Source organism: Endozoicomonas sp. GU-1 (genome assembly GCF_027366395.1).
GTDB lineage: Bacteria > Pseudomonadota > Gammaproteobacteria > Pseudomonadales > Endozoicomonadaceae > Endozoicomonas.
This window is the reverse complement of the sequence record NZ_CP114771.1, coordinates 1,159,742-1,186,128: the sequence shown is the minus strand read 5'-3', so window position 1 is coordinate 1,186,128 and position 26,387 is coordinate 1,159,742. Positions and strand designations below refer to the sequence as shown.

At 47.8% G+C, this 26,387-nt stretch carries 29 protein-coding genes and 3 pseudogenes; 9 read left to right on the top strand and 23 right to left on the bottom strand.

What is annotated here, in order from left to right; all coding sequences use genetic code 11:
- Positions 1-524 precede the first annotated feature (524 nt).
- Positions 525-719 (top strand): hypothetical protein, encoded by a 195-nt coding sequence (locus O3276_RS04865; protein WP_269674624.1) that lies wholly within the window; start codon positions 525-527, stop codon positions 717-719.
- Positions 720-1,478: 759 nt separating this feature from the next.
- Here the strand turns inward: O3276_RS04865 and O3276_RS04860 are convergent.
- Together O3276_RS04860 and O3276_RS04855 are read right to left on the bottom strand one after the other, a co-directional pair.
- On the bottom strand, positions 1,479-2,189 hold the full coding sequence (locus O3276_RS04860; protein ID WP_269674623.1) for a hypothetical protein: 711 nt from the start codon (positions 2,187-2,189) through the stop codon (positions 1,479-1,481).
- A 753-nt stretch (positions 2,190-2,942) separates the two neighbouring features.
- Positions 2,943-3,836 carry a hypothetical protein gene (locus O3276_RS04855; RefSeq protein WP_269674622.1) on the bottom strand — a complete coding sequence of 298 codons (894 nt, stop codon included), beginning with the start codon at positions 3,834-3,836 and terminating at the stop codon, positions 2,943-2,945.
- 149 nt (positions 3,837-3,985) lie between these two features.
- Between O3276_RS04855 and O3276_RS04850 the strand changes: the two genes are divergently transcribed.
- Complete coding sequence (locus tag O3276_RS04850) at positions 3,986-4,168, top strand: hypothetical protein (RefSeq protein WP_269674621.1); 183 nt, start codon at positions 3,986-3,988, stop codon at positions 4,166-4,168.
- A gap of 125 nt (positions 4,169-4,293) precedes the next feature.
- Here O3276_RS04850 and O3276_RS04845 read toward each other — a convergent pair whose 3' ends face one another.
- Together O3276_RS04845 and O3276_RS04840 are read right to left on the bottom strand one after the other, a co-directional pair.
- Positions 4,294-5,607, bottom strand: a complete 1,314-nt coding sequence (locus O3276_RS04845) for an IS701 family transposase (protein ID WP_442876589.1) — start codon at positions 5,605-5,607, stop codon at positions 4,294-4,296.
- Between the two features lie 47 nt (positions 5,608-5,654).
- A complete protein-coding gene (locus O3276_RS04840; protein ID WP_269674619.1) occupies positions 5,655-6,194 on the bottom strand; it encodes a hypothetical protein in 540 nt (179 codons plus the stop codon).
- 634 nt (positions 6,195-6,828) lie between these two features.
- Between O3276_RS04840 and O3276_RS04835 the strand changes: the two genes are divergently transcribed.
- Positions 6,829-7,419, top strand: a complete 591-nt coding sequence (locus O3276_RS04835; RefSeq protein ID WP_269674618.1) for a hypothetical protein — start codon at positions 6,829-6,831, stop codon at positions 7,417-7,419.
- 36 nt (positions 7,420-7,455) lie between these two features.
- Here O3276_RS04835 and O3276_RS04830 read toward each other — a convergent pair whose 3' ends face one another.
- From O3276_RS04830 to O3276_RS04810, 5 genes and pseudogenes are all read right to left on the bottom strand, one after another.
- Positions 7,456-7,839, bottom strand: coding sequence for a hypothetical protein (locus O3276_RS04830; protein ID WP_269674617.1), 384 nt, complete (start codon positions 7,837-7,839; stop codon positions 7,456-7,458).
- Complete coding sequence (locus O3276_RS04825; RefSeq protein WP_269674616.1) at positions 7,839-9,080, bottom strand: GumC domain-containing protein; 1,242 nt, start codon at positions 9,078-9,080, stop codon at positions 7,839-7,841. The genes O3276_RS04830 and O3276_RS04825 overlap by 1 nt, the downstream gene beginning before the upstream one ends.
- Positions 9,037-9,969 (bottom strand): annotated as a pseudogene (locus tag O3276_RS04820) (tape measure protein). The gene O3276_RS04825 and the pseudogene O3276_RS04820 overlap by 44 nt, the downstream one beginning before the upstream one ends.
- Entirely contained in the window at positions 9,938-10,525 is a 588-nt protein-coding gene (locus O3276_RS04815) for a hypothetical protein (protein ID WP_269674615.1), read from the bottom strand. Before O3276_RS04815 ends, O3276_RS04820 begins: the two are co-directional and overlap by 32 nt.
- Positions 10,526-10,648: 123 nt before the next feature.
- Positions 10,649-11,086: a hypothetical protein gene (locus tag O3276_RS04810; protein WP_269674614.1), complete on the bottom strand. Its 438-nt coding sequence runs from the start codon at positions 11,084-11,086 to the stop codon at positions 10,649-10,651.
- Between the two features lie 35 nt (positions 11,087-11,121).
- Here O3276_RS04810 and O3276_RS04805 point away from each other — a divergent pair, with 35 nt between their 5' ends.
- Entirely contained in the window at positions 11,122-11,520 is a 399-nt protein-coding gene (locus O3276_RS04805; RefSeq protein ID WP_269674613.1) for a DUF2237 family protein, read from the top strand.
- On the opposite strand, the gene O3276_RS04800 is transcribed toward O3276_RS04805, so the two are convergent.
- From O3276_RS04800 to O3276_RS04750, 11 genes and pseudogenes are all read right to left on the bottom strand, one after another.
- Complete coding sequence (locus tag O3276_RS04800) at positions 11,517-11,744, bottom strand: hypothetical protein (protein ID WP_269674612.1); 228 nt, start codon at positions 11,742-11,744, stop codon at positions 11,517-11,519. The two genes, O3276_RS04805 and O3276_RS04800, sit on opposite strands and share 4 nt — an antisense overlap.
- Positions 11,734-12,027 carry a hypothetical protein gene (locus O3276_RS04795; protein WP_269674611.1) on the bottom strand — a complete coding sequence of 98 codons (294 nt, stop codon included), beginning with the start codon at positions 12,025-12,027 and terminating at the stop codon, positions 11,734-11,736. Before O3276_RS04795 ends, O3276_RS04800 begins: the two co-directional genes overlap by 11 nt.
- A 24-nt stretch (positions 12,028-12,051) precedes the next feature.
- Positions 12,052-12,243, bottom strand: a pseudogene (locus tag O3276_RS04790) (major capsid protein); the annotation flags it as partial.
- 58 nt (positions 12,244-12,301) lie between these two features.
- Positions 12,302-13,075, bottom strand: coding sequence for a terminase gpA endonuclease subunit (locus O3276_RS04785; RefSeq protein ID WP_269674610.1), 774 nt, complete (start codon positions 13,073-13,075; stop codon positions 12,302-12,304).
- A 75-nt stretch (positions 13,076-13,150) separates the two neighbouring features.
- The gene (locus O3276_RS04780) at positions 13,151-13,528 is read right to left on the bottom strand and encodes a transposase (protein WP_269675938.1); all 378 of its coding nucleotides are present in this window, start codon (positions 13,526-13,528) and stop codon (positions 13,151-13,153) included.
- A gap of 17 nt (positions 13,529-13,545) precedes the next feature.
- A complete protein-coding gene (locus O3276_RS04775) occupies positions 13,546-13,740 on the bottom strand; it encodes a hypothetical protein (protein ID WP_269674609.1) in 195 nt (64 codons plus the stop codon).
- 111 nt (positions 13,741-13,851) lie between these two features.
- Positions 13,852-14,610 (bottom strand): M48 family metallopeptidase, encoded by a 759-nt coding sequence (locus O3276_RS04770; RefSeq protein WP_269674608.1) that lies wholly within the window; start codon positions 14,608-14,610, stop codon positions 13,852-13,854.
- Positions 14,570-17,869 carry a type I restriction endonuclease subunit R gene (locus tag O3276_RS04765; protein WP_269674607.1) on the bottom strand — a complete coding sequence of 1,100 codons (3,300 nt, stop codon included), beginning with the start codon at positions 17,867-17,869 and terminating at the stop codon, positions 14,570-14,572. Before O3276_RS04765 ends, O3276_RS04770 begins: the two co-directional genes overlap by 41 nt.
- A 131-nt stretch (positions 17,870-18,000) precedes the next feature.
- Positions 18,001-19,176: a restriction endonuclease subunit S gene (locus O3276_RS04760; protein WP_269674606.1), complete on the bottom strand. Its 1,176-nt coding sequence runs from the start codon at positions 19,174-19,176 to the stop codon at positions 18,001-18,003.
- Entirely contained in the window at positions 19,166-20,731 is a 1,566-nt protein-coding gene (locus O3276_RS04755) for a type I restriction-modification system subunit M (RefSeq protein WP_269674605.1), read from the bottom strand. The genes O3276_RS04760 and O3276_RS04755 overlap by 11 nt, the downstream gene beginning before the upstream one ends.
- Positions 20,724-21,335, bottom strand: a complete 612-nt coding sequence (locus O3276_RS04750; protein WP_269674604.1) for a restriction endonuclease subunit S domain-containing protein — start codon at positions 21,333-21,335, stop codon at positions 20,724-20,726. Before O3276_RS04750 ends, O3276_RS04755 begins: the two co-directional genes overlap by 8 nt.
- Positions 21,336-21,553: 218 nt before the next feature.
- Here O3276_RS04750 and O3276_RS04745 point away from each other — a divergent pair.
- Positions 21,554-21,898: pseudogene (locus O3276_RS04745) on the top strand (DEAD/DEAH box helicase); the annotation flags it as partial.
- A gap of 322 nt (positions 21,899-22,220) precedes the next feature.
- On the opposite strand, the gene O3276_RS04740 reads toward O3276_RS04745, so the two are convergent.
- From O3276_RS04740 to O3276_RS04730, 3 genes are all read right to left on the bottom strand, one after another.
- Positions 22,221-22,466, bottom strand: a complete 246-nt coding sequence (locus O3276_RS04740; protein ID WP_269674602.1) for a type II toxin-antitoxin system ParD family antitoxin — start codon at positions 22,464-22,466, stop codon at positions 22,221-22,223.
- A 251-nt stretch (positions 22,467-22,717) separates the two neighbouring features.
- Positions 22,718-22,993: a site-specific integrase gene (locus O3276_RS04735; protein ID WP_269674601.1), complete on the bottom strand. Its 276-nt coding sequence runs from the start codon at positions 22,991-22,993 to the stop codon at positions 22,718-22,720.
- Positions 22,994-23,017: 24 nt separating this feature from the next.
- Positions 23,018-23,269 carry a site-specific integrase gene (locus O3276_RS04730; RefSeq protein WP_269674600.1) on the bottom strand — a complete coding sequence of 84 codons (252 nt, stop codon included), beginning with the start codon at positions 23,267-23,269 and terminating at the stop codon, positions 23,018-23,020.
- A gap of 116 nt (positions 23,270-23,385) precedes the next feature.
- On the opposite strand from O3276_RS04730, the gene O3276_RS04725 reads away from it, so the two are divergent.
- From O3276_RS04725 to O3276_RS04715, 4 genes are all read left to right on the top strand, one after another.
- Positions 23,386-23,640, top strand: coding sequence for an ISAzo13-like element transposase-related protein (locus O3276_RS04725; RefSeq protein WP_332328184.1), 255 nt, complete (start codon positions 23,386-23,388; stop codon positions 23,638-23,640).
- Positions 23,641-23,679: 39 nt separating this feature from the next.
- The gene (locus O3276_RS04720; protein WP_269674599.1) at positions 23,680-23,883 is read left to right on the top strand and encodes a transposase; all 204 of its coding nucleotides are present in this window, start codon (positions 23,680-23,682) and stop codon (positions 23,881-23,883) included.
- Between the two features lie 61 nt (positions 23,884-23,944).
- Complete coding sequence (locus O3276_RS25635) at positions 23,945-24,172, top strand: transposase (RefSeq protein ID WP_442876561.1); 228 nt, start codon at positions 23,945-23,947, stop codon at positions 24,170-24,172.
- 233 nt (positions 24,173-24,405) lie between these two features.
- Positions 24,406-25,800 (top strand): hypothetical protein, encoded by a 1,395-nt coding sequence (locus tag O3276_RS04715; protein WP_269674598.1) that lies wholly within the window; start codon positions 24,406-24,408, stop codon positions 25,798-25,800.
- Positions 25,801-26,387 lie beyond the last annotated feature (587 nt).

Sequence of the window (26,387 nt, the reverse complement as noted above, 5' to 3'; positions counted from 1 at the left end):
AATAACAGTGAAAAGCTTTTTATAACTATTTGATCAGGTTGTTAAATAAATTGAAATAAAATAGAGCTTGAATCAAGCTCAGTTTTTCATCGATCGATAAGAATCCAGGATAATGGCGGCAGCTTCCTTTCCGGCAATTCTTGCCTTTTTCCTATCACGATCGACTCCGTATAAAACTGAATTGTAAGCCTTTCGGTATGCTTTCATGTAAGCCTTCCCTTTCTCGGACTTTGCCCATGTTTGTTTGGAAGACTTTCGTTTCCGGGTACGAGCGTAAGCCTTTACGGCAGCCTTCCCAGCCTTGGACTCACGGTATGCTTTCTTATAAGCCTTGGTATTTCTGGGCTGAGCGTAACCTTTCTCGTGTGCCTTCCTTTTCCTTGACTGTTTGTTAGCTTCTGTGTGTGTCAGGGGCAGGGATTCCTCAGAACTGCACGATTCATGTGTCTTACTCTCAATGGTTGCAGTTATAACTTGCTCTTGTCTGTCTTTATGCAACAGATCAGGTGTAGTCCCTGGGCGTAATGACGGCTGAGACAAGCCTGCCAATGGATTTTCCGGAGGTAATTGATGGGCGGTTTGTTCTGCGTTTGTTAATGCTGGATCTGTGCATGAATGGTCACAGGAAAAAATGTCGTCAGGTGGCTCCGGTGAATAAAGATCTGGGCGCATTATTTCTTTTTCAAATAATGGGGAACAAGATATTGAAAAATCATTAAGTGAGCATGGAGATGGTAGTGTGACCTGATTGAAACATCTATCCACGAAAAAAACATTGTGAGGTGGGTCATGTTTCCGTACACAATGACCAGTCATGCTTGGCAGCGAACTGGAATCCTCAGGTAGTATTACAGTTACGTCTGAAGAATCCTGAAAACAGGAAGAGGCAGAAGCGAAAGGTGAGTCAACGTTAAGTCTGTCCATTGAATTATTGCACTCTTGAATTATAGATTAAGACCGATATTTTTTTAAAAAGTTCCTTCCGGGAAAAACTAATTTATCTCAAGTGATCTGACGTTTTTAGCTGATTGACTGCTTTGATTCCAATAGTTGAACTTTTTATTATAAATTATTTGCTATACGTGATTCTCTTATCAAGTTAGAAGCCTGCTTGCCAGCGATTCTTGCTTGTACTCTATCGCCGGTATTCTTGAAGGCTATATAGTCACTATCGACCTTTTTTCCAGCTGGGGAGTGTCAATTAAAATATGAACAGGCTCCATCAGCCGCTGAAGGCGTCTTCTGGTTTTATCAATATGCATGGCACATAGAATATTCGCTGCCTCTACAACTTCACGGGAGAATACTTGACTGGAAGAGCCGAATTCAGAAAAAGTAGGTCTTTCCATTGAATTCTTGAATTATGGAATGCCGACTTATGACAGATGTTCTTATTAAAAGTTCCCCCGATGACAACCCACACTTGATATTTACGTCAATCCGGATGTACAGGATGACTTGAGACGCTTTTCCGTTGTTTAACTGGGAACATTCTCGCAGCCCGTTGTTTGCTGCGCGCATTGACGTTTTAAGTTCGCCTGATTTCTGCGGTGCTGCCTAAGGCGCTCCCTTTCGCGCTCTGCGAAGGCAGGATCTTTGTAACGTTCTCTATGGCGCTCCCTGCGACGCTCCCTTTCCCGCTCGGCGTAAACAGGATCTTTGCGACGCTGCCTGGAGCGCTCCCTATCGTGTTCTGCGGAAGCAGGATCTTTGCGACGCTGCCTGGAGCGCTCCCTATCGCGTTCTACGAAAGCAGGATCTTTGCGACGCTGCCTGATACGCTCCCTTTCGCGCTCGGCGTAAGCAGGGTTTTTACGAAGCTCTCTTTGGCACTCCCTCTTGCGCTTCAAGTAAGCAGGATCTTTACAACACTCCTTGTGCCGCACCCTCTCGCGCTCAACGTACGCAGGATTACGGTGAAGCTTTCTCTGGTGCCTGGCTATTGAAGCGTTACTATTAACAATTGCCTCTGACTGTTTCGTGTGGTTGTCACTTGTTTTTTTGTTAAGGCTTTGCTGCTTGGAAGATGGGACAGAAAGATTGGTTATCTGATCATCTGGATTCCAATGGCTCGTTGTTGTTGGCTTAACGATCTCAAGCTCACTCTCTGGTAGGCATAGCCACTGAAGAAAAGGAATATCTGGCATTAATGATAATGTTTCATCTTCAGGTTTATCACTGGAGCTCAAGGGGAAATATTGATTAAGAACTGATTCTGGTATGTCAGGATCATCAGTACTGATAAACTCAGCTGTATCGTCAGGCGTTATAGGTTTAATGCCATGTTTATTCAATGAATTACAAAAATTATTGTTGTTTTTGGGTATATCTGATTGGTTATGGTAAATGGGAAAAGGAGTTGTCAATGCCTGAACAGGCATACCCTGATACGTCAAATGACATTTGCCTGAACCTGATTCACCCGTTCTTTCTAATAAATCTGATGAGCTGAAACAAGGATCAGGAAAAGCAAATTCAAATGGAGCCGACTTATTTGAGAGAATCATTGAGTTGTTGAATTATTGAATCAGTACTCTGACCTCTTCTTATTAAAATAGTTCCGCCTTTAAACAAACAACCCATTCGTTATGATAACAAGGAATAAAATTATGATACTGCTATTTAGAATGAAGATGTAAAGTTTTTCGAAAGTCAGCGTTATCACGGCTTGAAGGGTAGTGGTTGTCGTCTGGTTAGTGGATGTTCAGCCTGATTGTAAGGAGGGCAGGAGAGGAGAGATAGGGGATTTTGTGGACTTGGCCCAACATGCCCTTTCAGAGATTACCTCTATGAAGGAGACAGGCTCCTGAACTGCATAGCGGTGCTGTTTGAATATCACACCGCAGTATTTTTATGCCAGCAGCTGACAGTATAAAATTGATACTTACGTCCTGTTTTGCATCCGGTGAGATTTCAAGCCGGAAGTACAACGGAGGTCAGTGTTATGAATTCTCTAAGGCCGTTTTCAGATCTTCAGCAAGATCCACCCGGCTTATGACATTTGATTTTAAAGGATCAATCAGAACAGATGTCTCATACCCTCTAAGGGCAAGATCATTCAGAAATGTCAGCATTGCTTTTGTGAAATCATTCGGGCATTCAAATTCAACTTTTCTTGTGTATTCCGAATTGAAGGGAGTACCAATGGAGAGGGCCAGGCGTTTCCAGAGGGTGGGAAATTCACCGACAATACGTAATGCTACTGGAAAGTTAAAATCACTTAAGTACAATGACTCTCCCGTTGCCGTTATTGGTTCCAGATGATCCAGTAAGTCAGGACAAACATCATCCAGTTGGAACATCTGATTTTTATGGATAATTTCGCAACTTCGTAACAGGTCAAGCTTTTCTAATCCGGCCTTCAAGCCTTCCTGAGAAAAATAGTGGCGGAAAAATTCAATTCTGGTTTTTTCCAGACTGCCTTGATTATTCTCGCACGCCTCAGAATATTGATTGAAGTGGCGGCTGGCAAAGGCAAAAGCGATCAACTGTTTGGGGGATAGAAAGGATAGTTTGTTAACAATCCACTGATCCAGTTTGGGGAACCTGGTCGCAAAGTTATCCTGTTCGGCAAGCACCAGGCGATTGGCCGGAGTTTCTGCCATGGCATTATGTTTTTCAATCACTCGCTTTAATACGGCAGTTTGACTTTCTTGTTCGTAATCCAGATTTTTCAGCCCATCCAGTAACAATTTAGCTGCTTGCTCAATTGATACTTTTGGTTGCTTGGACTGACCGGGCCAATAAGCCTCAGGAAGCAGGTGAAACGGTGATTCACTGCCCTGCGAATTGCTGTTAGAAGCAGCCGGAATAGTTGGCATTTTGTCCTGAATCATGATGATAACCTCAGTTAATGGTTCATTATTATGGACTGCCAATTACTTAGATAGTTCCACAAGATAAACAGATCCCGATAAATTACTCTGGCTATCTTTAAATCCCTGTTTGATATTGCACCGAGTAATGCCTGCTGTATTTTGCTGACGTGACGCGAAGAATTGAAGTCCTTGTTTTGCGACTGACGGTTATGAACCTGTTTGCTATTGTTGGGGTAGCCAATCAATCCATGGCGTTGATGCTCGCAGATAACCGGCAGTTCTCCGCAGCTTTTGATCATTTCAATGGCGCTCCCGTAAAGGCGCAGCAGATTTACCGGTTGCTTATCTAAATCTGGACTTTAGACTTTGCATAACACGAAAGACTGGCCAGGTTTCAATAAAATAACAAGCCGACATCAGCGAACAATTTTTTCAGGTTCGCTTTTATTGCCGGTTTTTCTCTAAATGGCTGTATTTATGCAGCCTCTGCTTTATCTATCTTCAACTGGCCGGACAGTTCATCGAAATTGAACTCATATTTTTGATGATATCTATCCCAGCCCTTACGAATGGGGAACCTTGGAATAATTCGTGACAGGGCAATTCTCATCATGCCTGCGGTTGTTGTATCCGGAGATCTCCAGGGTATCCGGGAAATCTTCAGGCATGACTGATTTTTGCAGACGGTCAACAACTGTAATAATGCATAACCTGCCATTTTCAAATGCATCCAGCGCAGAAGTGTTCTCAATTTTTGCTGCCACAGATGACAGCAGCCAAATGCATGTTTGAGCTGGTGAAACATAGGCTCAACTGGCCACCGCTTTGCATAACCACGAAGTACATCAAGCCCTTCGTGTTCTGTATTGGTTGAGATGAAAATTCTTTTTTCAGTCAGCCCCTTATCATTCTCAAAACAGCTCCAGACAACCCGAATTTCTCGCCCTTTGAGGAATTTTGCCCGACAAATCAGAGTACGATATCGCACGGTGCAAAACTTGCTATACATCCATACTATGGCTTTGTGCTCAGGGAGTTTTTCTACCTTCTCAGCTGTCATCCTGGTGCCGTATTTTCTGGGACGTCCCGGTTTTTTGACTGCGGGTAATGTCGGTAATGCATAAAGGGCCCGGTTTGATGGTATTTGACCAATGACTTCAATACCCATTTCCAGTGTTGGCTGCATCAGCGTCCGATTCATGTACCAGCAGTCCGCCACCAGCCGTAATGCGCGGTCCCGTACTTCCTTGCGTACAACCTTGAGCATGGCAACAGCGATTTTGAGTTTGCTGGCGTTACCTGAAGCAGGGGCCGGAAATGAAATAATAGGGATGCCGGTGAAAACCTCGTCTGCTACCCGTTCGAATATAACGGCCAGTGACACCCAGCATTGCCCCCAAATGTACTGAGGTCGATTAGTCTTCTTGCTGTGTTGATGGTGGGTACGACAAGCAGGGGCATTGTCAGAAAACCGTTCTATCACCCAGTCATCAAGAGCAAGAGTAATCGGTTCATCTGGCGGTGCCTTTGAACAGACCAGTCGGATCAAGCGACACGCCAGGTGCTTCCATCGCCATTTACCCTGTGAGATCCAGTGGTGGTAACTGCTCCATACACAATGAAAATCAATGGATAAAAGTGCCTGTGTAACGAAACCATCGGTTGAAAGCATACAGCCGAAAAGTAGCTCGCAGAACGTTGGTACCGCAACTGGTGATAGCGCTCTGGCAAGAAAGGTTGTATATAAAGCGAGCTCCTGAAGGATTACTCGGTGATCTGATGTGAGCATGGCAACCATCTCGGATTTCATCGTTGGGGATGGTTGCTATTAGCAGTTTATTCACTTTTTGCTGAACTATTGTGCTTTGGGAACTCTAAAGTCGAGATACGAATGAACTGGCTGTTTTTTTCATCTGGTGTTGTCAACTTATAAACTTCACCAATTTCAGGAACCGCCCATTCCTCCCGCTGATAGCCGACAACGGATCGCTGCTCTTCCAGCTGATCACCCACCAGCTCCCACGATGCCTTAATGCCCGGAACCACATAGCTTTCAATTCGGTCTCTGGCATCAAGGCGCTCATCAGTTTGGCTGTCGGTATTGAATAACAAAACAGAAACATTCTGATCCTTGGGAGGCTCGGTCAGGATCAAATGGCCTCCAAGGTAAATATCATTGTTGTCGATGCTGATCCCGATAAACGCCTTACGCGAAGCCACATCACCAATGGTGCGGTCAATCCGGGAAATGTCCTGAAACAGATTGTTAACGTTGCCATCAATGACCTCGTTTCCAGTAACCCGACCGCCACCGTCTTCTTCATCGGTGAGGCGCTGACTTTCGAATAGTTTTACGTCGCTATTAGTAATAGCCATAGCAATTCCTTATGTTTGGTTGACATAAATAAATGGTGAATGAGTGGCGAAAGGGAGGAACTTTTATAAGAAAGCGTAGTCTTAATCTGTAATTCGATAGTTCAATAATTCAATGAATCAAACCAATCAACTTCCTTCATTCAATGCTGCTTTTTCTTATCTTTGTTCCAGCGCATCAGGTTTAGTAGATCAAGAACAGCAATTTGGCACCACCGAACAGCAGCCTGTTTATCAAGGCATACCAGTTCAAGTGATGAACCCTATTCCTACTTACAATAGCGGACCACATACATATCAAAATGAAGCTAATTATTCTAATTCATTGAATAAATATAGTATTGAATCTCTAACAAATTTCGATTCAGAAAACGCTCCTGGAACAAGTATTCAAGAGATACAACAATCCATTCTTGATGAATATGACCCTTACCAGCTTAATTATGAACCCGTTAATGATGGATTACTACTAACACCAAGTACTCCCTTTCAGCAGCTAATATCATGGGGCGAGCTTGAAATTAGAGAGCAAACAACAGCGAATCATACAAGCTCAGGTTTACAGTTAACTAATCTTCCTGCCGGAATTCATAGTTCACAAGATTTACGGCCAGTTGCTGTCGTTAATCCGTTATGCATGCATCAAGCGACAAGCGAAAACCCAACAACCCAGGCAGAAGTTAATGTTGAGGGCAGTTCTTCACTTGCCGAGCGCAAAAGGGAGCGCGAAAGGGAGTGCTACCAGACAGATCCCGCTTATGCCGAGCGCCAAAGGAAGAGCCATAGGGAACGCCAAAGGGAGCGCCATAGGGAGCGCCAAAGGGAGCGTTACCAGACAGATCCCGCTTACGCCAAGCGCAAAAGAGAGCGCCAAAGGGAGCTTCGCAAAGATCCCGCTTACGTCGAGCACGAAAGAGAGCGCCAAAGGGAGCGCCTAAGGGAACTTCGCAAAGATCCCGCTTACGCCGAGCGCAAAAGGGAGCGCCAAAGGGAGCGTTACCAGACAGATCCCGCTTACGCCGAGCGCCACCGGGAGCGCCAAAGGGAGCTTCGCAAAGATCCCACTTACGCCAAGCGCGAAAGGGAGCGCAAAAAGCAGTATCGTCAGTCAGTCAATTCAGCTAAAAACTCAGATGATTTACCACTGACTTCTAATTTAACTGAAACGCCCCAGAGTTCCAGTAAAAATTCAGAAGGTAATGTCACCGCTTTTCAGTCGTCAAGCTGAAGGAATATTTACAGTCCCGATCGCCCCCTCTCAGCCTTAGTGAACGGTTAACAAGCGAAGGGTAAGAAGGTATTGGTCGCTATCGTCCGGGTAGGCAAACGGCATAAGCTGTTGTGCCTCAATGGGAGTCCCATTGGAACGATCAAAGATAACGGAAAACTGCCGGTTATCCGGGAGCGTTAGAGTCATCGTTTTATTGGCCGCTTTGGAGAGAGCAAAGAGGCTCTTGACCGTCAGCCGGGAAACCCAACCGGCCTCGCCATTGCCAGAGAGAATGATTGGCCTACCGTGGCTTAGTTGACCTTCTTGAATTAGCAAAGCCCCGGTCAGGCTGCGCTCGGTGGTTTGCTCTACCGGGTTCCATTCAAATTCATTGATCCAGAGCAGATCGTCGGGAAGTGTTATGGTATCGAGTTGCATCAGACCGTCCTCAAACCTGCATTTTTAAGCGCATCAAGCAAACTTGCTTCATCCGTTGGAGCAATGCCAATATTCACACCACCGCCCGGATATTCGAGCCGGATAATACGCTGAGGGGATTCTGAAGCAGTGCGGGGGGCTGTTGCTGTCGTGTTCACCTGGCTCTCTTGAAGGGCTTTGGCTTTTTCATTATTAGTCTGCCGCAAACGCTCATTGTAAATCTGCTCGCTGATCCGCAGGGCAGAGGTAATATTCATGACTGCCTCCTGATCCCCTTTGGCAATAGCCTCCACCTGCTGTGCCTTTAGATCGTCACGCTGGCTTTGATAACGGCGCTTCTCAATATCAGACTGTCTGCCCTGCAGTTCATCCAGTTCATCTTGCAGGCTGTTTAGGGTATTGCGGGAACTGTCACCTAAGCTGGCCATGTTTTGTTTGGCTGAAACAATGGCGTTATTGAGCCGGTCTAAATCCTGATTATTCAGGAGACTCATTGTATTAGCCGCTCGCTCGCCCTGAAGGATAAAGCTTCTCGCTGTGGAGCCACCGATCTCATAGCTCTCTAATAGTTCTTCGAGGGCGATCTTCTGCTCCAAGTACTGACTTTTGACATAGGCAGCATTTTTTGCAGTCTCATTCATCCAGCTGCTGATGCCGGTAACATCAAAGGTATAAGAGTGCTGTAGCTTGTTGAGTTCTTCTCTGGTTTCTTCGAGCTGACTTTTCAGTTCGGCAATACTGCTAATAGCCTGCTCGGTGTTTACGTTGCCAATACCATTCATAGCAACAAAGGCATCGTGTGCAGCACCACTCATGCCCTGAAGTTCTGCGGTGAGGGTGTTGTAATGACCGGTCATTACTCCGGCAATAGAGGTGACATCAGTCAAGGCTTCGGCCTGTTGCTCCCCGGCTTCCTCTGCAGTGTCGCCAACGTCTTTCAAGAATTCCTTGGTTTTGTTTGCCTCTTTGTTGAACTGCTGAAGCTTTTTCCGGCTAGCCTCGGTCGCCTCGTAATATTCCTCCTGAGACAGGATGCCAGCACTTAATGCTTCTGCCAGAGCTACCCCTAAACTGGCTGCCCGGGTTTCGGCACTATTAACCTGTGCCATTGCATCAGCGGCGTCTTTAAAAGTAGTTTTTGCAGTTTCCCCAGTATTTTTAAATGCATCCTGAACCGTTTTCTGGCTATTAACCAATTCATCCGCGTAATTTTGCCAGAGTAGTTTCTGGCTCCTGGTCATGGTCTTGGCTGAATTGTCTGCTGTCCTTACCGCATCCCTGCTTTCCCTCGGCAAAGCTGTTGTACACCCCGCTCAGCGCATCCCGGACATCCTTGGCATCCTCAACCGTCTGCTTGGCAAACTCCTTGGTCAAACCGCCAAGAAAGTCTGTGGTGCCCTTCAGCTTTTCAGCAATGCCATCAAAGCCCAAAGCATCGCTATCCTTTTTAGCCAATTCAGCCAGCTGGCCATTCTGGTTCATCCGCTCAATTTCGGCAGCGATGCCAGCCAGGGTTTCCTTGGCGTAATCCAGAGCCCCGCTCTTGGCCACCTCATCCTGGAACTGCTGCCAGCTGTCTTTCAGGTTACTGACATAACCCGACAACAGACTCATGTTTTTGGCGGCAGCACCTTCTGAGCTTTTGCCAATCTCCTGAATAAGCCCTCTTATTGCCTCCCGGCCAAGCTTTCCGGCGCTGGAAAGTTTTTGGATCTCCTGTACATTCTTCCCGGTGACCTTTTCCAGCAAATCCCATACAGGGACACCACGCTCCAGCAGCATCAATATTTCTTCGCCCTGAAGCTTTTGTTTTGCCCAGGCTTTACCTAATCTCAGGGTGATGCCGTTTAGTCACTCCATGCTGCCGCCAAGCTTTGATGCCTGGTCAATAATGGCTTGCATAGAGCCATCGGTAGGATCAAGGCCAAACGCCTTTAAACGTACAAAAGCTTCAGACACTTCTTCCAGCTGGAATGGTGTATTCCGGGTAAAATCCTTGATCCACTGCATGGCCTTTTGGGCTTCTTCAGACGATCCGGTAATCGCCTCCATCTGAACGCCCAAACGCTCAAACTGGTCGCCTGTCTGCAATACCCCTTCAATGCTTCGCTTTGAAGGTATAGAGTCCACCCGCTGCCGCTGCCAGCCCAAGAAAACGCCGGGTAAGCTTGCCGACGGATGTACTGGCCGATTCGGCATCCTTGGCGGTTTTTTTCAGGTTGCTATTGCGTAGCGTTCTCGCTGTCTGCCGGGCGCTTTCGTTCGCCCGCTTAAATGCTGTCCGGGTCTCGCTCAGCTGCTGTTCGAGTTTGGCCTGCTGCTGCTTCAGGTTTTTGGTCGATAACCCCGCAGAGGACATTGAGCCTCGCAGTTTGGCCAGCGCCTCCCGTTGGCGGTTATATTCGGTATTCGCCTTTTTTACATCTCTCCGGGCTTTTGCCATGGCCGCCTGCATGGCCTTGGTTGGCTTGTCGGTCTTGCCCATTTCCCGGCCAAGATTGGCCACTTTATCTTCCGCCTCCCGAAAAGCCCGACCGGCATCTTGGGTGGCTTTGGTCTGCTTTCTGAAAGACGTAAGTAGCTTATTCTGGTTTTCAAGTTCCTCTAACTGGCCTTTAAGTTTATTCGCCTCTTTCCTAAAGGCATCCAAAGAGGCAGAGGATTTTTTTACGTCCTTTGATAACAAGTCCTTCGCTTTCAAGACCAAGCGGATTGCTGATTCTTTGATAGCCACAGTGCTGTACCGAACAAAAAGCCCCTGCTCTTATTCAGAAACAGGGGCTAAATGGACAGGACGCAAAAGGTTGCTTTATCCAGCAAGATCAATCTGCATGAAGGTGCTTAGCCCAGAGCCGGTGATGGTCGTATCTACCAGAACATCAATTTCCAGCGGAATACTGGCAAAGTCATCGGAGATAAAGTCAAGATTCTGGACCGGAGAGAACTTTATCCGATGAACCCGGATATTGGACGCCTTACCGTCCTGGGCATCGTTCAGGCCTTCCATAAACAGGACAAACTCTTTGCCTGATTCAATCAAGGCCTGAACCATATTGCTGGCGGTATAGCTCACGGTGACTCCCAGGTTATCAATGCCACCGAGATAGTTTTTCAGCTCCTTCTTATCTTCTTCAAAGCTGAATTTGAACTCGCTCACGTTGCCAACTGGCAGCAAGGGAGCGGAGTCATCTGCTGGCTTCAGGTAGATGCTACCAGCACCAATAAAACTACGGTCCATCGTAGACATGGCTTTTCTCCTATCCTGTAGGTCATGGGTTAATCATGGGAGGGTTTCACATGGTAGAACTGGTGTTTGAACAGCCCAATGTGCTCGGTACTGAGTTAGAAGCCTGCTGCCAGAGTCCGGTGACGGGCTTCTTTCGGGATGGGTTTTGCCATACCTGTCTGGAAGATTCCGGCAGTCATACGGTCTGCGCCCGAATGACCGATGAGTTCCTGCAATTTTCCCTGTCCAAAGGCAATGATCTCATTACACCTAATCCGGAGCTTGGCTTTCCTGGCCTGAAAGCCGGTGATCGCTGGTGCCTGTGTGCAGCCCGTTGGGCAGAGGCTCATGAGGCAGGTGTCGCCCCGCCCATTTATCTGAATGCAACCAATAGGGCGGCACTGGAAATCGTTGAGCTGGCAACGCTAAAACAGTTGGCTGCTGATGAGCCTTAAAGTACGACCTCGATGCTCACTTGCAGGTCTGCAAACGACAGATGGGCATTGCTTGGCGCAATATCAAACTGGGTTTCACTGAATTGGATATTTCGGGCTTCTGGAGTAAAGCGTTGGCCGGTAGTGAATAGCTCACGAATGGCCTGTTCGGCTTTTTCCGGGGACTGCTTGAACAGGGCGGTGAGTTCTTCAATATCGCTGCTGACTTCCTGCTCAATGAGCATGGATATTCCATTTGGCTAAATAGCCATCGTCTTTCAGTTTTCGGTCGACCTCATAAACCTGACCATTGGCCAACACGGTATCGCCACGCTTCAGCCGGATAGCACTATCCAAAGAGAGAACGGTGACTTCGCCCTGAACAGCCTCATACATACCAAGTGCCACCAATTCTTTATTAATGATTCCCAGGGTTTCCAGCGATGACTGATCCGAAAGCGTCAGTAAAACCGACTGCCCGAAGGTTGAAAGTATGGTGTGATCCATCACTTTGAAAGCTTCATCCATTGGTGCAGTCTCCTTGCTTTTGGGTTAGCTCATGGTCAGTTTGATTACTGCCCGTGGTCGTAAGTTGATGGGCAGTGGATTCGACTGGGTATGAACAATCACACCCTTCTCAAAATCCATCACCTTCTGCTTGGCATAGCGTGGCAGGCCGATGGTGTTCACCGTTTCCACAAAATCTGCCGACGCAAACCAGGTCCTGAAGATATCCGCACCGGTTGGGTAGAGATAGCTTCATTTTTAAAGGTGTACCACTGTCGATTATGACTCATCCCTGTCATCCTTTGCTGGTTGATTGGTAGCGTTGATAGACCAACTCCTTGGCGGTATCGGTGCCAACCAGCGTCAAATAGCCCCCTTTCTTGCTTTTGGTTTTGGGAAATGTAGCGATAGGTTTGCCAGCCTGAGAGGAACCCTTAACCGGAATCGCCCAATCGGCTCCCTGCTCCCGACAGAAGGCATACACTTCATCGGTGTAGTGGCCACCAGAATCGATGCAGACCTGAGCCACATTCATTTTGGTGCCATCCTGACGGGTATAAGTTTTGTGAAGCATATCCGCCAAGGCATCCCAGATACCTTGTCGGGAGAGGTCTCCGTATAAACGGACATAATCAATAGACCAGCTTTCCTCGCCAGCTCCCCAGCCGGTTACTTCAAACTCAAAGCGGTCATCCTGGACATCACAGCTAACCGTCAGTATCTCCACCCACCACGGCACCTCTGCCGGGTAATGTTCCCGTCGCTGGTAGAGCAAACTATGCTCAACAGTCTCACCTTGTTCCGTCCATGTCTCGCCAAGCACAGTATTGGTCCAGTCCTTGAACTGTACCGGGTTACTCTTGGCGGCGAGGAAATCCTCTACTGGATTTTGCCAGCTGTACCAGCCGTTAGGGCTGTAAAGCGAACTCAGATGAAAACCGGCTACCTTGCTGCTTTTTTCAGTTTCAGCCTGCCAATGGCCATTAACGCCCTTCTTGATTAATTTAGTGACATACCCTCGGGTAAAGCCCTGCTGTCTGGCGAATGCTGCCTGAGTCATTAAAGCCATAGCGTCTCATCCGGCAGCGGTAATTAAGCTGCCTATTTTCTGACCAATTTCGCAAATTCAGAGGCCGTTTTAAAACTACTTAAGCCTTCGCAGCATTATACGAATCATGCATATATAAACGAAGGCTTCTGAACTCCTTGGTAACTGTTCATAGTCTTTAGACAGTCGTCTGGAGCCTTCAAACCAGCCAAAGGTTCTCTCAACCACCCAGCGTTTGGCTTGAACTACAAACTTTCCCCGAGGGCGCTTTGTTATTTCAAGCTCCCTTTTGGGTTTGAAGCGACAAAACCACTCTTCAAGGTAACCCCGGTAGCCACAATCAGCCCAGACTTTCCTGATTTTCTTAAAGTATTTCTTAAGGTGAGCCAGTATGAACTGCCCTGCAAAACTATCACTGAATGCGGCAGTGTGTACCCATACCACCAGGATCAGGCCAAGAGTATCAACAGCTATATGACATTTTCTGCCTTTTATTTTCTTTCCGCCATCATAGCCTCGATCCCCCCTTTTACCGATGTTTTCACGGATTGGGAGTCGATGCTTGCTGCTGTTGGTTGTGGGTCTTTGCCCACCTGGATTCGCACCTGGCCACGAAATGCATCATGCACCTTTTTCCATGTTCCATCTTTTTGGTACAGCCTGGTTTTCAGCAACCCCCTATCCACGTTTTAATCACCCGATTTCAAGCAACTTTAAAACGTTCAATCAAACGCTAAAAAACATGTCTTCACTCCCACCACAAACGCAGTGAGCCCGCCACGGCACCTTTTAACAAGTCAGCTGAATATAAACCCAGCTGACTGATCCAGCCTGTCTTTTACGGCCTCCCAGCCAGGCATCGCATCTTCCATCAGGCGATAGAATCGCTCGCTGTGATTATGCTCTGCCAGGTGGCAACATTCATGAATAATCACATAATCAATGCATTCTCTCGGAGCCTTTACCAGTAAAGGATTTAATGTAATGGCACCTTGTGCAGAACAACTGCCCCATTGTGTCTGCATGATTTGCAGTCTTAGTCTGGGAGGCGCAGACACCCAGAGCAGCTGAGGTAGCAACACTGATAAGCGTCGATGAAACACCTCCTGTGCCCGAATCTTGTACCATTGAGCAAGCAGGGCTTTCACCTTCTCGCTGGACTTTTCCCGTACAGTAACCTCCAGTCGCCCCCGCAACATTTTGACTTGGGCCTTATCATCAGGCGACACAAACACCTTCAGGAGATGCCGTCGCCCTAGATAAAGATGAGACTCGCCACTGACATAGTTTCTCGGTATAACGTGTTCAGCCTGCTCACGGAACTGCCGAAGTTGTGCAAAAATCCAGCGAAGCCGCTTCTTGACCGCAGCAATTACCTCAGCATCAGAGGCCGACACAGGCGCTTTTGCCAGCACCCGACCATCCGGTTGAACCTTGATCAGCACCTTGTTGGCATTCCCCGATCGAGCCACCCGCTGAACCAGCACCTGTTCATCACCGTAGTTGACCTGCAGCTCAACCGGCATGGGCTGAGCCTTTGCGGGTAATCTGAACAACGTGTTCCACCATCGCTTTAGCCTGATCCATTCCAGCTCCGGCCTCCTTGCAGGTTTTGAATAACAAAGGCAATAATCCCTTACGAATACTGGCTTCGATATTCTGTGGATTGATGGAGTTTTCTGCCACCGCCGCTGTTACCAGAGTGTCCACCTGGAAGGCAAGATCAATCCAGGATTGCAATTCCCCCTCCTGCGACTGTTCCACCGCCTCTGGAAGCACCAGTTTGAAAATCCCGAACAATGCCTGCGCATGCCGGTTACCTTCAAACTGATCCGGAATCTCATCCAGTTTGCGATCCTGAACCTGCTCTTCAAACTCCTTAAACAGCAGGAACTGTTTTAACGGGTAATCAAACATAGCCTCCGCTTCTTTGATCGCATCCCGCAACAGCTCTGAAAACTTCGCCTTGGCATAGGGGTCATTATTCAGATCCTGCTCAATCTGCCGGGCTATGCGAGTCTTGATAATATCCGTTTCATTGCGGGTTTTATCGTCGCTCCACTCTTCCGGTTTCTGATGGTGCCCCATTCGGTTCACTTCATAGATACCCTTAGACTCACGAACCTCAATGCCCACCACATGCTTGTCCATCAGTTTTTTGATTTTCTCGGCGTACTCATCATAACTGACCGCTTCGCCCGCATCCTGCATGGCCAGCTTCCTCAGGCTACTGAACTGTTTCACTGTCTCTTTATAATGATTCCGGTCCGCTTCCGAAAAACTCTTGTCTTCAAAAAAGGTAGATGACTGCAAGGCAACTTTCAGGCAGCTGGCAAACGAAGACAACGCCGTATAGAAATCGTCCCGGACTTTGAGGTGAACATCCACCAGCTCGCCATCACGTTCTTCTATTTTGGGTATCAGCACCTGCCGCATGGCTTCAATATCAGCCTTATTCTTTACGCTGGCAAAGATAGCCCATAACTCATCATAAAGCCGTGGCAGCCGTTTATATTCGCTACTCATCTGATGGTAGAGACCTTCCAGGTCATCAATATCAAATCCACTCTGAGTGCGCGCGGCAAGGTCCTGGTATTTCGCCAGTGTGGTATCCAGCTCACCCAGAATGCCCCGATAATCAATCAACAGGCCGAACTCTTTCAGGGGATGCAGTCGATTCACCCGGGCGATGGCCTGAATGAGGTTGTGCTGTTTCAGAGGCTTATCAATGTAGAGCACCGTGTTTTTCGGTTCATCAAAACCCGTCAGCAGCTTATCAACCACAATCAATAACTTGAGGTTGTCGTCGGTATCAAAGCGCTCAACGATGTTATTGGTATAAGCATCATCATCTTGGCTGCCAACATTCTCCTTCCACCACTTGGTCACCTCCGGAAGATTGGACTCATCAATATCTGTATTGCCTTCTCGGGAGTCCGGCGCTGAAATCACCACTGCCGATTCAAACTCCCCAATCTCATCCAGAAATTGCTTATAGCGAATGGCATCCAGTTTACTGCCGCAAGCCAACTGCCCCTTCAGCCCCTCATCGATGTTGCCGGAAAAGTGAAAAGCGATATCCAGAGCGATCATTCGCAACCGGTCCTCCGCCTGGTAAACGGCTTTTTTGCGGGCGTACTTTCTTTTTAAATCGGCCTTCTGCTGGGGTGAGAGATCTTGAGTGACCCGCTCAAACCAATGATCAATAGCCCGTTTGTTCACATCCAGATCAGGAATACGCTCTTCATACAACAACGGCGTTACCGTCTTATCTTCCACCGCCCGCTGCATGGTGTAAGCGTGAATAATGGGGCCAAACTTATTGGTTTTCTTGCTCTCTTTGAGCAATGGCGTCCCGGTAAAGGCTACAAAAGCCGCGTTGGGCATAGCCTGCCTCATGCGGATGTGGTTTTCGCCGCCATGACTCCGATGCCCTTCATCCACCAGCACTATCAGGTCAGCACTGTCGTTACGACACTCCGGCAGCGTGGTAGCGGTGCGGAACTTATTAATAATGGAGAAAATAATCCGCTTTGAACCGCTGCCAATCTCTGCGGCCAGCTGGCGGCCGGTGGACATTTTTGCGTTACTTTTCCCCTTTTTGCCCGATAGCTCGCCGCCGGTTTCAAAGGTATTACTGAGCTGGTTTTCCAAATCTTTCCGGTCAGTCACCAGAACAATCCGACACATGACCAGGTCTTGCCGCAGCACCAGTGCCCGGGAAAGAAACACCATGGTAAAGGATTTACCAGAGCCGGTGGTGTGCCAGATAATCCCGCCTTTGCGGCCACCGTCTGATCGTCGGTTCTTGATACGCTCAATCAGTCGTTTAATGCCAAACACTTGCTGGTAACGAGCCACCACTTTACCGAGCTTTTTATCGAACAGGACAAACAGCTGAGTCATCTCCAGCAGCCGTTCCGGAGTCAACAAACTGATCAGCAACCGATCCTGCCCCGTTAGCGCCAGTTCACCACCAGTAATCAGGCTCTCATACCAGTCCCGGTCTTCTGGTGTGCGATGGTGAAACAAGCGGTCTTTTTGCTCAGATGTCAGTGCCCGATTTTTAATATCGTGCATCTCCGCTTCCGAGAAGCCTTCTTCCCGCCAGGCAGACCAGAATTTGGCGGGCGTCCCTTGGGTGGCATAGCGGCCTTCGCTGCCATTAATGGACATCAACAACTGACTGTAGGCAAACAACCGGGGAATTTCGTCCTGTCGCTGGTTACGCAGAGTCTGGGAAATACCTTCATCCACCGTAGGACCACCGCCGGTTTTGCCATCGGGCCGTTTGGCCTCAATCACCACCAGGGGCAAACCGTTGACAAAACAGACAATATCCGATCGTCGGTGGTTAACACCACTGGCTCGCTGTACCTTGAATTCTTCGGTGAAATGGAAGCTATTGTTGGCCGGATTGACCCAGTCCACTAATGGAATCGTGGGCGTGGCTCTTTTGCCATTGTCCACAAACTCGGTGACCGAAATACCCAGCAGCATATGGTTGTAGAGCTTTTCGTTGGCGTAGGTCAGCCCTTCATTCAGTGCCGGTGTGCTCATTTCCGTCACCATGCCATCGATGGTTTGTTCCGACAGTGGGTAGGTTTTTCCGCCATAGGTAAATCGTCGTTTACGCAGTTGTTCACGCAAAATATCGTGCAACACCACCTCGGAGGTTTTGTCACCCCGGGCAGCCAACGCCGCTTTTGGCGGAAGGAAGGTCCAGCCGAGATTGTGAAGCAGTGTCAGGGCCGGAATTTTTGCGGAGAGCTCCTCTTTGAATTGAGGCAATGGATGTTGGACGGCAAGGTTCATGATGCGAATGACTCCCTGGCTCATGGCCGGTGGTTATACTGTGTCAACCGGTGACGTTGAGTTCCTGTGTATTTGAAAAAACGTCGATGGAAATGGCTCTGTTGGTGATGAAACAGAGCCTTATTTTGGGTTTATTCCGTGTTAGCCTCTTCAACAGTGACCCGTCGTTTACCGGTGAGCAGTTGTTGCATCAGGGCTTTTTTCTCCAACTTCAAGTTTGCAAGCTTCTGCTGAAAATTGGTTATTTCGTGATCTGACACCAAAAGAACCTCAGCTATAGCCTGCTGTTCCTTGTATGCAGGAAGTGCGAACTGGATGTTTAACAAATCCTTGGGGTTAACCCTTCTGGCTTTACGCCCCCCATTGGCTAAACCAAGATTTGCAACATAAAAATCTTCACGAGAAACGAAATTGATAAACCACGTTTTATCGACATTACTCTTAATGTCAAAGGCTGGAAGATCCAGTGTCGACTCATAGCGATCAAGCTGTTCAGGAATAATGCCAAATGCACCGTTCAAAAAATCAAGTTTGCTATAAATAAACTGCCCGGCTCGTCTCTGGTAATACTTAGTGGAAGAGCTACCAGAACGTTTTTCCTCCTTGGCAATGACTCCTTTACCATAAAGCTTGACGGTCAGTTTTTTTGCAATTGCTCCATCAGAGCCTGATATACGACTCTCCTCAATCAAATCGGACATCTTGCAAGTTTGCCAATCGTCAAACCCCGGCAAACGCCTCTTTCCCGTTAACAACTGCTGCATCAGCGCTTTTTTCTGCTGCTGGCTGTTGGTAAGCAGTTGTTCGGTAGTGGTGATGGCTTTGTCCCAAGCTAAAATCGTTTGAGCAATTTTTTTCTGCTCTGATAAAGGTGGAACATATACAACCTGATCAGTTATATCCGACTTTTGGACATGAAGAAGGGTAGCTTTAAAACCATGAGCTTTTTCTTCGATACGCTCTGTGACTGTAAGCAAGGATTTGTAGAGCCAAGTAGGATCAATTCCCTCTGCTGGAGTTAGCTTATATATATGTTGATTAAGAACACCTTTCGGGCCATCCCATATCTTTGGACCAAAGGACGCTCCTTTAGAGCCAGCCCAAGCAAATAAAAGCTGTCCAGGCTCGATAACCCACTGAGTTTTTGGTTCACCAGCAAAATAATTAAATTTTTTGGAACCATTCAAATTTTGAATACGAATGATAGGTAAGCCGCTATCCGACCATTCGCTGGCCTTAAAACCTGCTCCGTTACCAAAGCTGCAAAGCTGGCCAACTGTAGCTTTCTTCCACCCATCAGGCACCATAACCCAACTCCTTGAGATAACCTTCCATCTTCACTTCCAGCTCCGCCAGCTCTGCTTTCAACTGCAAACGCTCGGCACGGACCACGTCCAGATCGATCTCTTCCTCTTCCTCAAAGGTATCCACATAGCGGGGAATATTGAGGTTAAAGTCGTTCTCCTTGATCTCCTCAAAGCTGGCAACGTAGGCGTATTTATCCACATCCGCCTGGGCGCGGTAGGTGTTGATGATCTTGTTCAGATTTTCTTCTGTGAGCAGGTTCTGATTTTTACCCGGTTTGAATTCACGGCTGGCATCAATAAACAACACATTGGTATCGCTGCGTTGTTTTTTGAAAATCAGAATCGCCGCCGGAATACCGGTACCATAAAACAGTTTTTCTGGCAGACCAATCACGGCATCCAGCAGGTTTTCTTCTATCAGTTTCTGCCGAATTTTACCTTCAGCGGCACCCCGGAACAGCACGCCGTGGGGAACCACCACCGCCATACGACCACTGCCCGGTTTTAGAGTTTCGATCATATGGAGAATAAAGGCATAATCGCCTTTGGTCTTTGGCGGAATGCCCCGGCGGAAACGACCAAACTTATCATTGGCAGCACCATCGTGCCCCCATTTATCCAGAGAGAACGGCGGGTTGGCGACCACGATATCGAACAGCTTCAGATCACCCTGGGAATCACGGAGTTTAGGGTTACGAATGGTGTCACCCCACTCAATGCGGTGATTATCTTCACCATGCAGGAACATATTCATAATGGCCAGCGACCAGGTGGAGCCAATGGCTTCCTGACCGTAGAGCGCGTACTTTTTGCTGCCAGTTTTCTTGCGGATTTTCCGGCCCAGTTTCATCAGCAAGGAGGCAGAACCACAGGCCGGGTCACACCCTTCATCGCCTTCCTGAGGGTCCATGAGCTCAGCCATCAAATCAGAGACTTCTGGCGGTGTATAAAACTCCCCGGCTTTCTGACCACCACCGGCGGCAAAGTTTTTGATCAGGTACTCGTAGGCATTACCGATCACATCCAGCCCACCCACACGGGATGGACGCAGATTCAACGCCGGTTTGGCAAAGTCTTCTAACAAATGACGGAGAATTTCGTTTTTCTGCTTTTCTTCGCCCAGTTTGTCGGTGTTGAAGGAGATGTCCTGGAACACACTTTTGGCAGAATCCCTCAGCTTGGTGCCATTGGCTTCTTCCAATTCATGGAGACAGCGATCGATACGTTCACCGTTGCCCGGCTGGTGGCGGCGTTCCCACAGGCTGGTAAAGTTAGCCTTAAAGCGGTCTTTTTCGGAGCCATCGTCGTTGCGCATGATCACATCGGGAATGATGAAGCGTTCGCTTTTCATCATCTCATCGATCAGTTCCGGCTCGTTGCCATACTCTTTTTCGTATTCATCGCGGTGGTCCTGCCAGACATCGGAGATGTACTTGAGGAACAGCATGGTCAGGATAAAGTCTTTGTAGGTGTCGGCGCTGACGGTTCCACGGAAGGTGTCGCAGGCAGCCCATAAAGCTTTGTTGATAGTGTCCTGGCTGACTTGATCAGTCATTGTCGTTTTCTCCCTGAGTAGATTCGGGGTTATTGAGTAATTCACTGGCCACCTGTTGCAACTGCTGTGAACGGTTAGCTATAAGACAGTGGTAAAGCTGTCGTTCCTGCCGGGCGGTTTCGGCCAGTGCCAGTACGCTTTTCTGCCGGGCAATGGAGGGCACTACGATCTCCATCGCCTCAAGCACGCCACGGCGAATGCTGGTCTGGGCGGTGCCAACGCTCCCCATTTGCAGGTATCTCTGGCTTTGCTGCTGATTGATCTGCCACGCCAGAAACTCGGGCAGCAATGTTTCTGGATTATTGACTCGCAAATGAAAGAAATGAGGCGAAGAAATGGTCTGCTCTGGTGTGTTCTGCAAACAGACAGCGATGTTGTTTTGCCCCCGCATGACAAACAGCACATCACCATCCATCAACCAATCAGGTTGTTTTCGGCCCGTTAGTTCAGTGCAGATCAGATTTGACCACTCTATTCCCGTAGCTTCAGGCTTAATGTTGCGAATCTGAACCACCAAGACACTCCCATTGATGACTTCTTTAATACTCCCCCTGAACGGGTAACCCGACTTGATCTGGGCGAGCTGCTTTAAATGATATTTCATGTTTTTTCTGCATCACTCTCGATAAAGCAAATGTTAGCTTTACTTTCGTACCAATGCAATCAAAAATTTACATCACTGACAATGATGCATAAAAAGGAGGGTAAATTGAACACCAAAATTGCTCAACAGTAGTAAAACCGGGGTCATTCATTATGCACAACAATTGACGTTTTGGTGATAAGTAAAGAAATTTCCACAATGAAAGACATGGCCCCAAGCTTTCCTTGGTCTGCGTCAGTACCGGCGGCGGCAAGTCAGTGATCATCGCTGACTTTATCCATGGGGTTTTACAGCACTGGCCAGACCAGCGCTTCCTGATTCTCTCCCATGTGAAAGAGATCATTGAGCAGAACCATGAAAAGATTATTGCCCAGTGGCCAGAAGCCCCGACGAGCATTTACTCAGCCTCTATGAATTCCCGCAATACCGATGCTCAGGTACTGTTTGCCAGCATCCAGAGTGTTCATAAAAGAGCAGAGCAGTTAGGCCATTGTGATTTACCCATTATTGACGAATGCCATCTGCTCAATAGTGAAAGTTTAGAAACATCGCTGCGGTTTTGAGACTATTCGGGAGTGGGTCTGTTTCCAGCATGGTGGTTACGCCCGGCAGAAAGCGGTCATGTGGTGGGTAAAGTGGGTTGAGCAGGCTCCGGTGCCAGAGCTGACGATGGATGCATACCAGCACCTGACTGAACAGAACGAAATGAAAGAGCACTGTCGTATTTAGATACATCAGGAGGATCGGTGGCATCGCATAAAAAGCTTCGATTTCACCGTAAAACCCGATACACCCAGCGCCTGGAATCATAACCCTGCCGAAAGACCAAAACCAAACTCGAATATTCGCTCTATATCCTGCCCAGCTTCCGCCGACAGGCGGTACTTAGCCATGCTTGACTCTCCGGGCTAATACACGATCCCGGATATCATCTACTGTATCGTTGCTGGTCCCGCTGTTTTCACCGGTAATAAGTGCACTCCGAAGAGACTCTGTCGCCTCCTGACGCCGCCTGGCCTGGCGAATCAAATCATTCACTACTTCACTTTTACTGCCATACTCGTCGCTCTCAACCTGGGCCTGCAACCATTGGTCATTGGGTGAAGTGAGGGTAATGCTTTGCCTGGCCATGGTTCATCTCCTGCCTATCTATTGTGGTGTAATATTACACCAGATTAGCACAGATGTGACCATTGGCCAGGTGTCTCAGGAATGAAAAGCAAAAGATGGGAACGGGTTCATGGCACGCAACATTACTGCCGGTAGATCATGAACCCGGCATTAACGCTTGCTTTGTCGCAAGATTGGCCATTTAAAGCGTATGAGTAACCGGTGCGCTGATCTTGCGGAAAGCGGGAGGAGTATTATTGTCCATAGGGCTATTAGCGATACAGCACAATAATATCTGCGCTGTGCTCAGCCCCTTTTACAATTCCCTGCTGCCAGCGAGAATTCAGACACTCATTTCTGGCCCAATAATTCTCTTCCATAGCCTTACAAACAGCCCAGTAATCCGGTGGATTCCGATGGATCAGGTGGGTATAACGGCGCAGGTTATCCCAGGTCTTATGACCACTACGAATGGCCACCTCCGGAATACTCATTTTCTGCTCAAACAAGCGGGGAATACCTTCATGACGGAAAGAGTGAAACCGCAATTCCGGGAAACCCAGAGCCTTGGTTCACTCTGAAAATTTGGTAGAAACTGTCTGCGCCTTGTAGGGAAACATCCGGTCCTCATCCTCGGTTCTTGGCTGCATAGCAATAATTTCGAGGCAGACCGGACACAGCGGCACTTTCTGGTGATTGCCGTATTTCTTCTTGGGGTCTTTCCTGTCCCGGATAATGACCTCGCCGTTTTCCACATCCAGGTCGCTGTAGCGAATATTGCAAATCTCCCCTTCCCTAAATGCACTGTATATGCTGAATAACATCAGATGGTGGTGAAACTGCACCAGCTTGGCCTGATTAGTCGGATACCTGGTCAGGCCCGGACAATGAAGGTGGAGCTTCCTGTTGAAGAGTTGCCCTTTCTTGATTAAATAATACGTTGGTCCCGAAGTTGAATGACTTCCAGACTGGCTTGTGGTGGAATGAGGAGGGGCGAAGGGACTATCCGGCTCAGAATGAATTGCTCATGTTGTGTGACGGTGGTGGCAGTAACAGTGCGTCGGCATATATATTCAAGGAAGATCTGCAAGCGCTGGCGAATCGTCTGGGTGTGGAGATCCGGATAGCGCACTATCCACCGTACTGTTCTAAATACACCCCCATTGAACATCGCTTGTTCCCTCTACTTTGCTGATGAAAGCAGCGCACGTTCTGACTACCACAGCGGCACAACTTGTTTTGTTGGGGAAAGAAAGACCGAACACCTGTCGTAAAAGCAACAGGGGCGCGGTTCGGTATCAACCTGATTTCTGCTGTCAGTGGTGAAGGCACCATGCGCTACATGACCATCAATGGTCGGTTTAATGCTGATCAATTTATTAGTTTCCTGAAACAGCTGGTGCGCACTCATGACCAGCCGGTACTGGGTGGTGGCTGACGGGCACTGTGCCCATAAGGCGAAAAAGGTTCTCAAATATCTGCAGCAGTAACCCCGTTTATTGGGCATCCATATCTTGCCTGCTTATTCACCAGAGCTGAATCCCAATGAATACGTCTGGAGCTACCTGAATTCAAGTCACACAGGAAGAGTGATACTGCGAACCAAGGAAGCCTTTTTGAATGCAGTTAAAAAAGGACTCAGGTCACTCCAGAAACAACCGGATAAAATCCTGGGCTTTTTCAGTGCTGAAGATACCGCCTGTGCCTGTCTACAAAGATTTGGGTAGCATGGGCGCATATCAATAATGCCCGGAACCACATAGCTCTCAATCCGGTCTCTGGCATCGAGGCGCGCGTCGGTTTGGCTATCGGTATTGAATAACAAGACAGAAACATTCTGATAGCCATAATAATTCCTTATGCTTGATTGACATAAAAAAATGGTGAATGAGCGGCGAAAGGGAGGAACTTTTATAAGAAAGCGTGGTCTTAATCTGTAATTCAATAGTTCAATAATCCAATGGAACAAATCAATCAACTTCCTTCATTCGATGCTTCTTTTTCCTATCTTTATTCCAGCGTATTAGGTTTAGTAGATCAAGAACAGCAATTTGTTACCACCGAACAGCAGCCTATTTATCAGGGCATACCAGTTCAAGTACTGAACCCTATTCCTATTTACAATTGCGGACCAGATATATATCAAAATAAAACTAATCATTCTAATTCATTGATTCAATATAATATTGAATCTCTTACAAACTTTGATTCAGAAAATGCTTGTGGAACAGGCATTCCAGAGATACCACAATCCATTCTTGATGAATATGTTCCTTACCAGCCTAATGATGAATCCGTCAAGAATGCATTATTACTAACACCAAGCACTATCTTTCAGGAGCAAATATCGTGGGACGAGCTTGAAATTAGAGAGCAAACAACAGCGAATCATACAAGCTCAGGTTTACAATTAACTAATCTTCCTGCCGGAATCCATAGTTCAAAAGATTTACGGCCAGTTGCTGTCGTTAATCCGTTATGTATGCACCAAGCTACAAGTGATAATCAAACAACCCGGGCAGAAGTTAATGTTGATGACAGATCTTCACTTGCCGAGCGCAAAAGAGAGCGCCAAAGGGTCCGCAAAAGGGAGCACCTAAGGGAGCTCCGCAAAGATCCCGCTTACGCCGCGCGCGAAAGGGAACGCGAAAGGGAGCGCCAAAGGGATCGCTACCAGACAGATCCCGCTTACGCCAAGCGCCAAAGGGAGCGCAAAAGGGAGCGCTACCAGACAAATCCCGCTTACGCCGAGCGCCAGAGGGAGCACCAAAAGGAGCGCCAGAGGGAGCACCAAAAGGAGCGCCATAGGGAGCGCCAAAGGGAGCGCCAAAGGGAGCTTCGCAAAGATCCAGCTTACGCCAAGCGCGAAAGGGAGCGCAAAAGGGAGCTTCGCAAAAATTCCGCTTACGCCGAGCACGAAAGGGAGCGCAAAAGGAAGCGCTACCAGACAGATCCCGCTTACGCCGAGCGCGAAAGGGAGCGCAAAAGGAAGTGCTACCAGACAGATCCCGCTTACGCCGAGCGCCAAAGGGAGCGCCAAAGGGAGCGCAAAAGGGAGCTTCGCAAAGATCCAGATTACGCCGAGGGACAAAATATCTATATAAATACCTACAAAAGAATCAAAATAAAAACCTCCAACAAGGAAGAAGCTAAAAAGCAAGCTGTGATCGCAAGAGAGCAGTATCTTCAGTCAGTTAATCCAGCTAAAAACTCAGGTGATGTACCACTGACTTCTAACTTAACTGAAACGCCCCAGAGTTCCAGTAAAAATTCAGAAGGTACTGCCCCTCAGCTTTTCAGTTGTCAAACTGAAGGAATATTATCAGTCCCGATCGAACTATCTCACCCTGAGTGAACGGCTGACTGTCTCATCTGGCTTTGTCAGCTTATAGACCTCGCCAATTTCAGACACCTCCCATTCCTCTCGCTGATAGCCGACAACGGCTCGTGTCATTCCAGCTGATCGCCCAATAGCTCCCACGATGCTTTAATGCCGGGACCACATAGCTCTCAATCCGGTCTCTGGCATCGAGGCGCGCGTCGGTTTGGCTATCGGTATTGAATAACAAGACAGAAACATTCTGATAGCCATGGCAATTCCTTATGCTTGGTTGACATAGATAAATGGTGAATGAGTGGCGAAAGAGAGAAACTTTTATAAGAAAGCGTGGTCTTAATCTGTAATTCAATAGCTCAATAATTCAATGAATCAAACCAATCAACTCCCTTCATTCGATGCTTCTTTTTCTTATCTTTGTTCCAGCGCATTAGGTTTAGTAGATCAAGAACAGCAATTTGGCATCACCGGACAGCAGCCTATTTATCAAGGCATACCAGTTCAAGTGCTGCCCCCTATTCCTACTTACAATAGCGGACCAGATACATATCAAAATGAAGCTAATCATTCTTATTCATTGAATGAATATAATATTACTTCCCTAA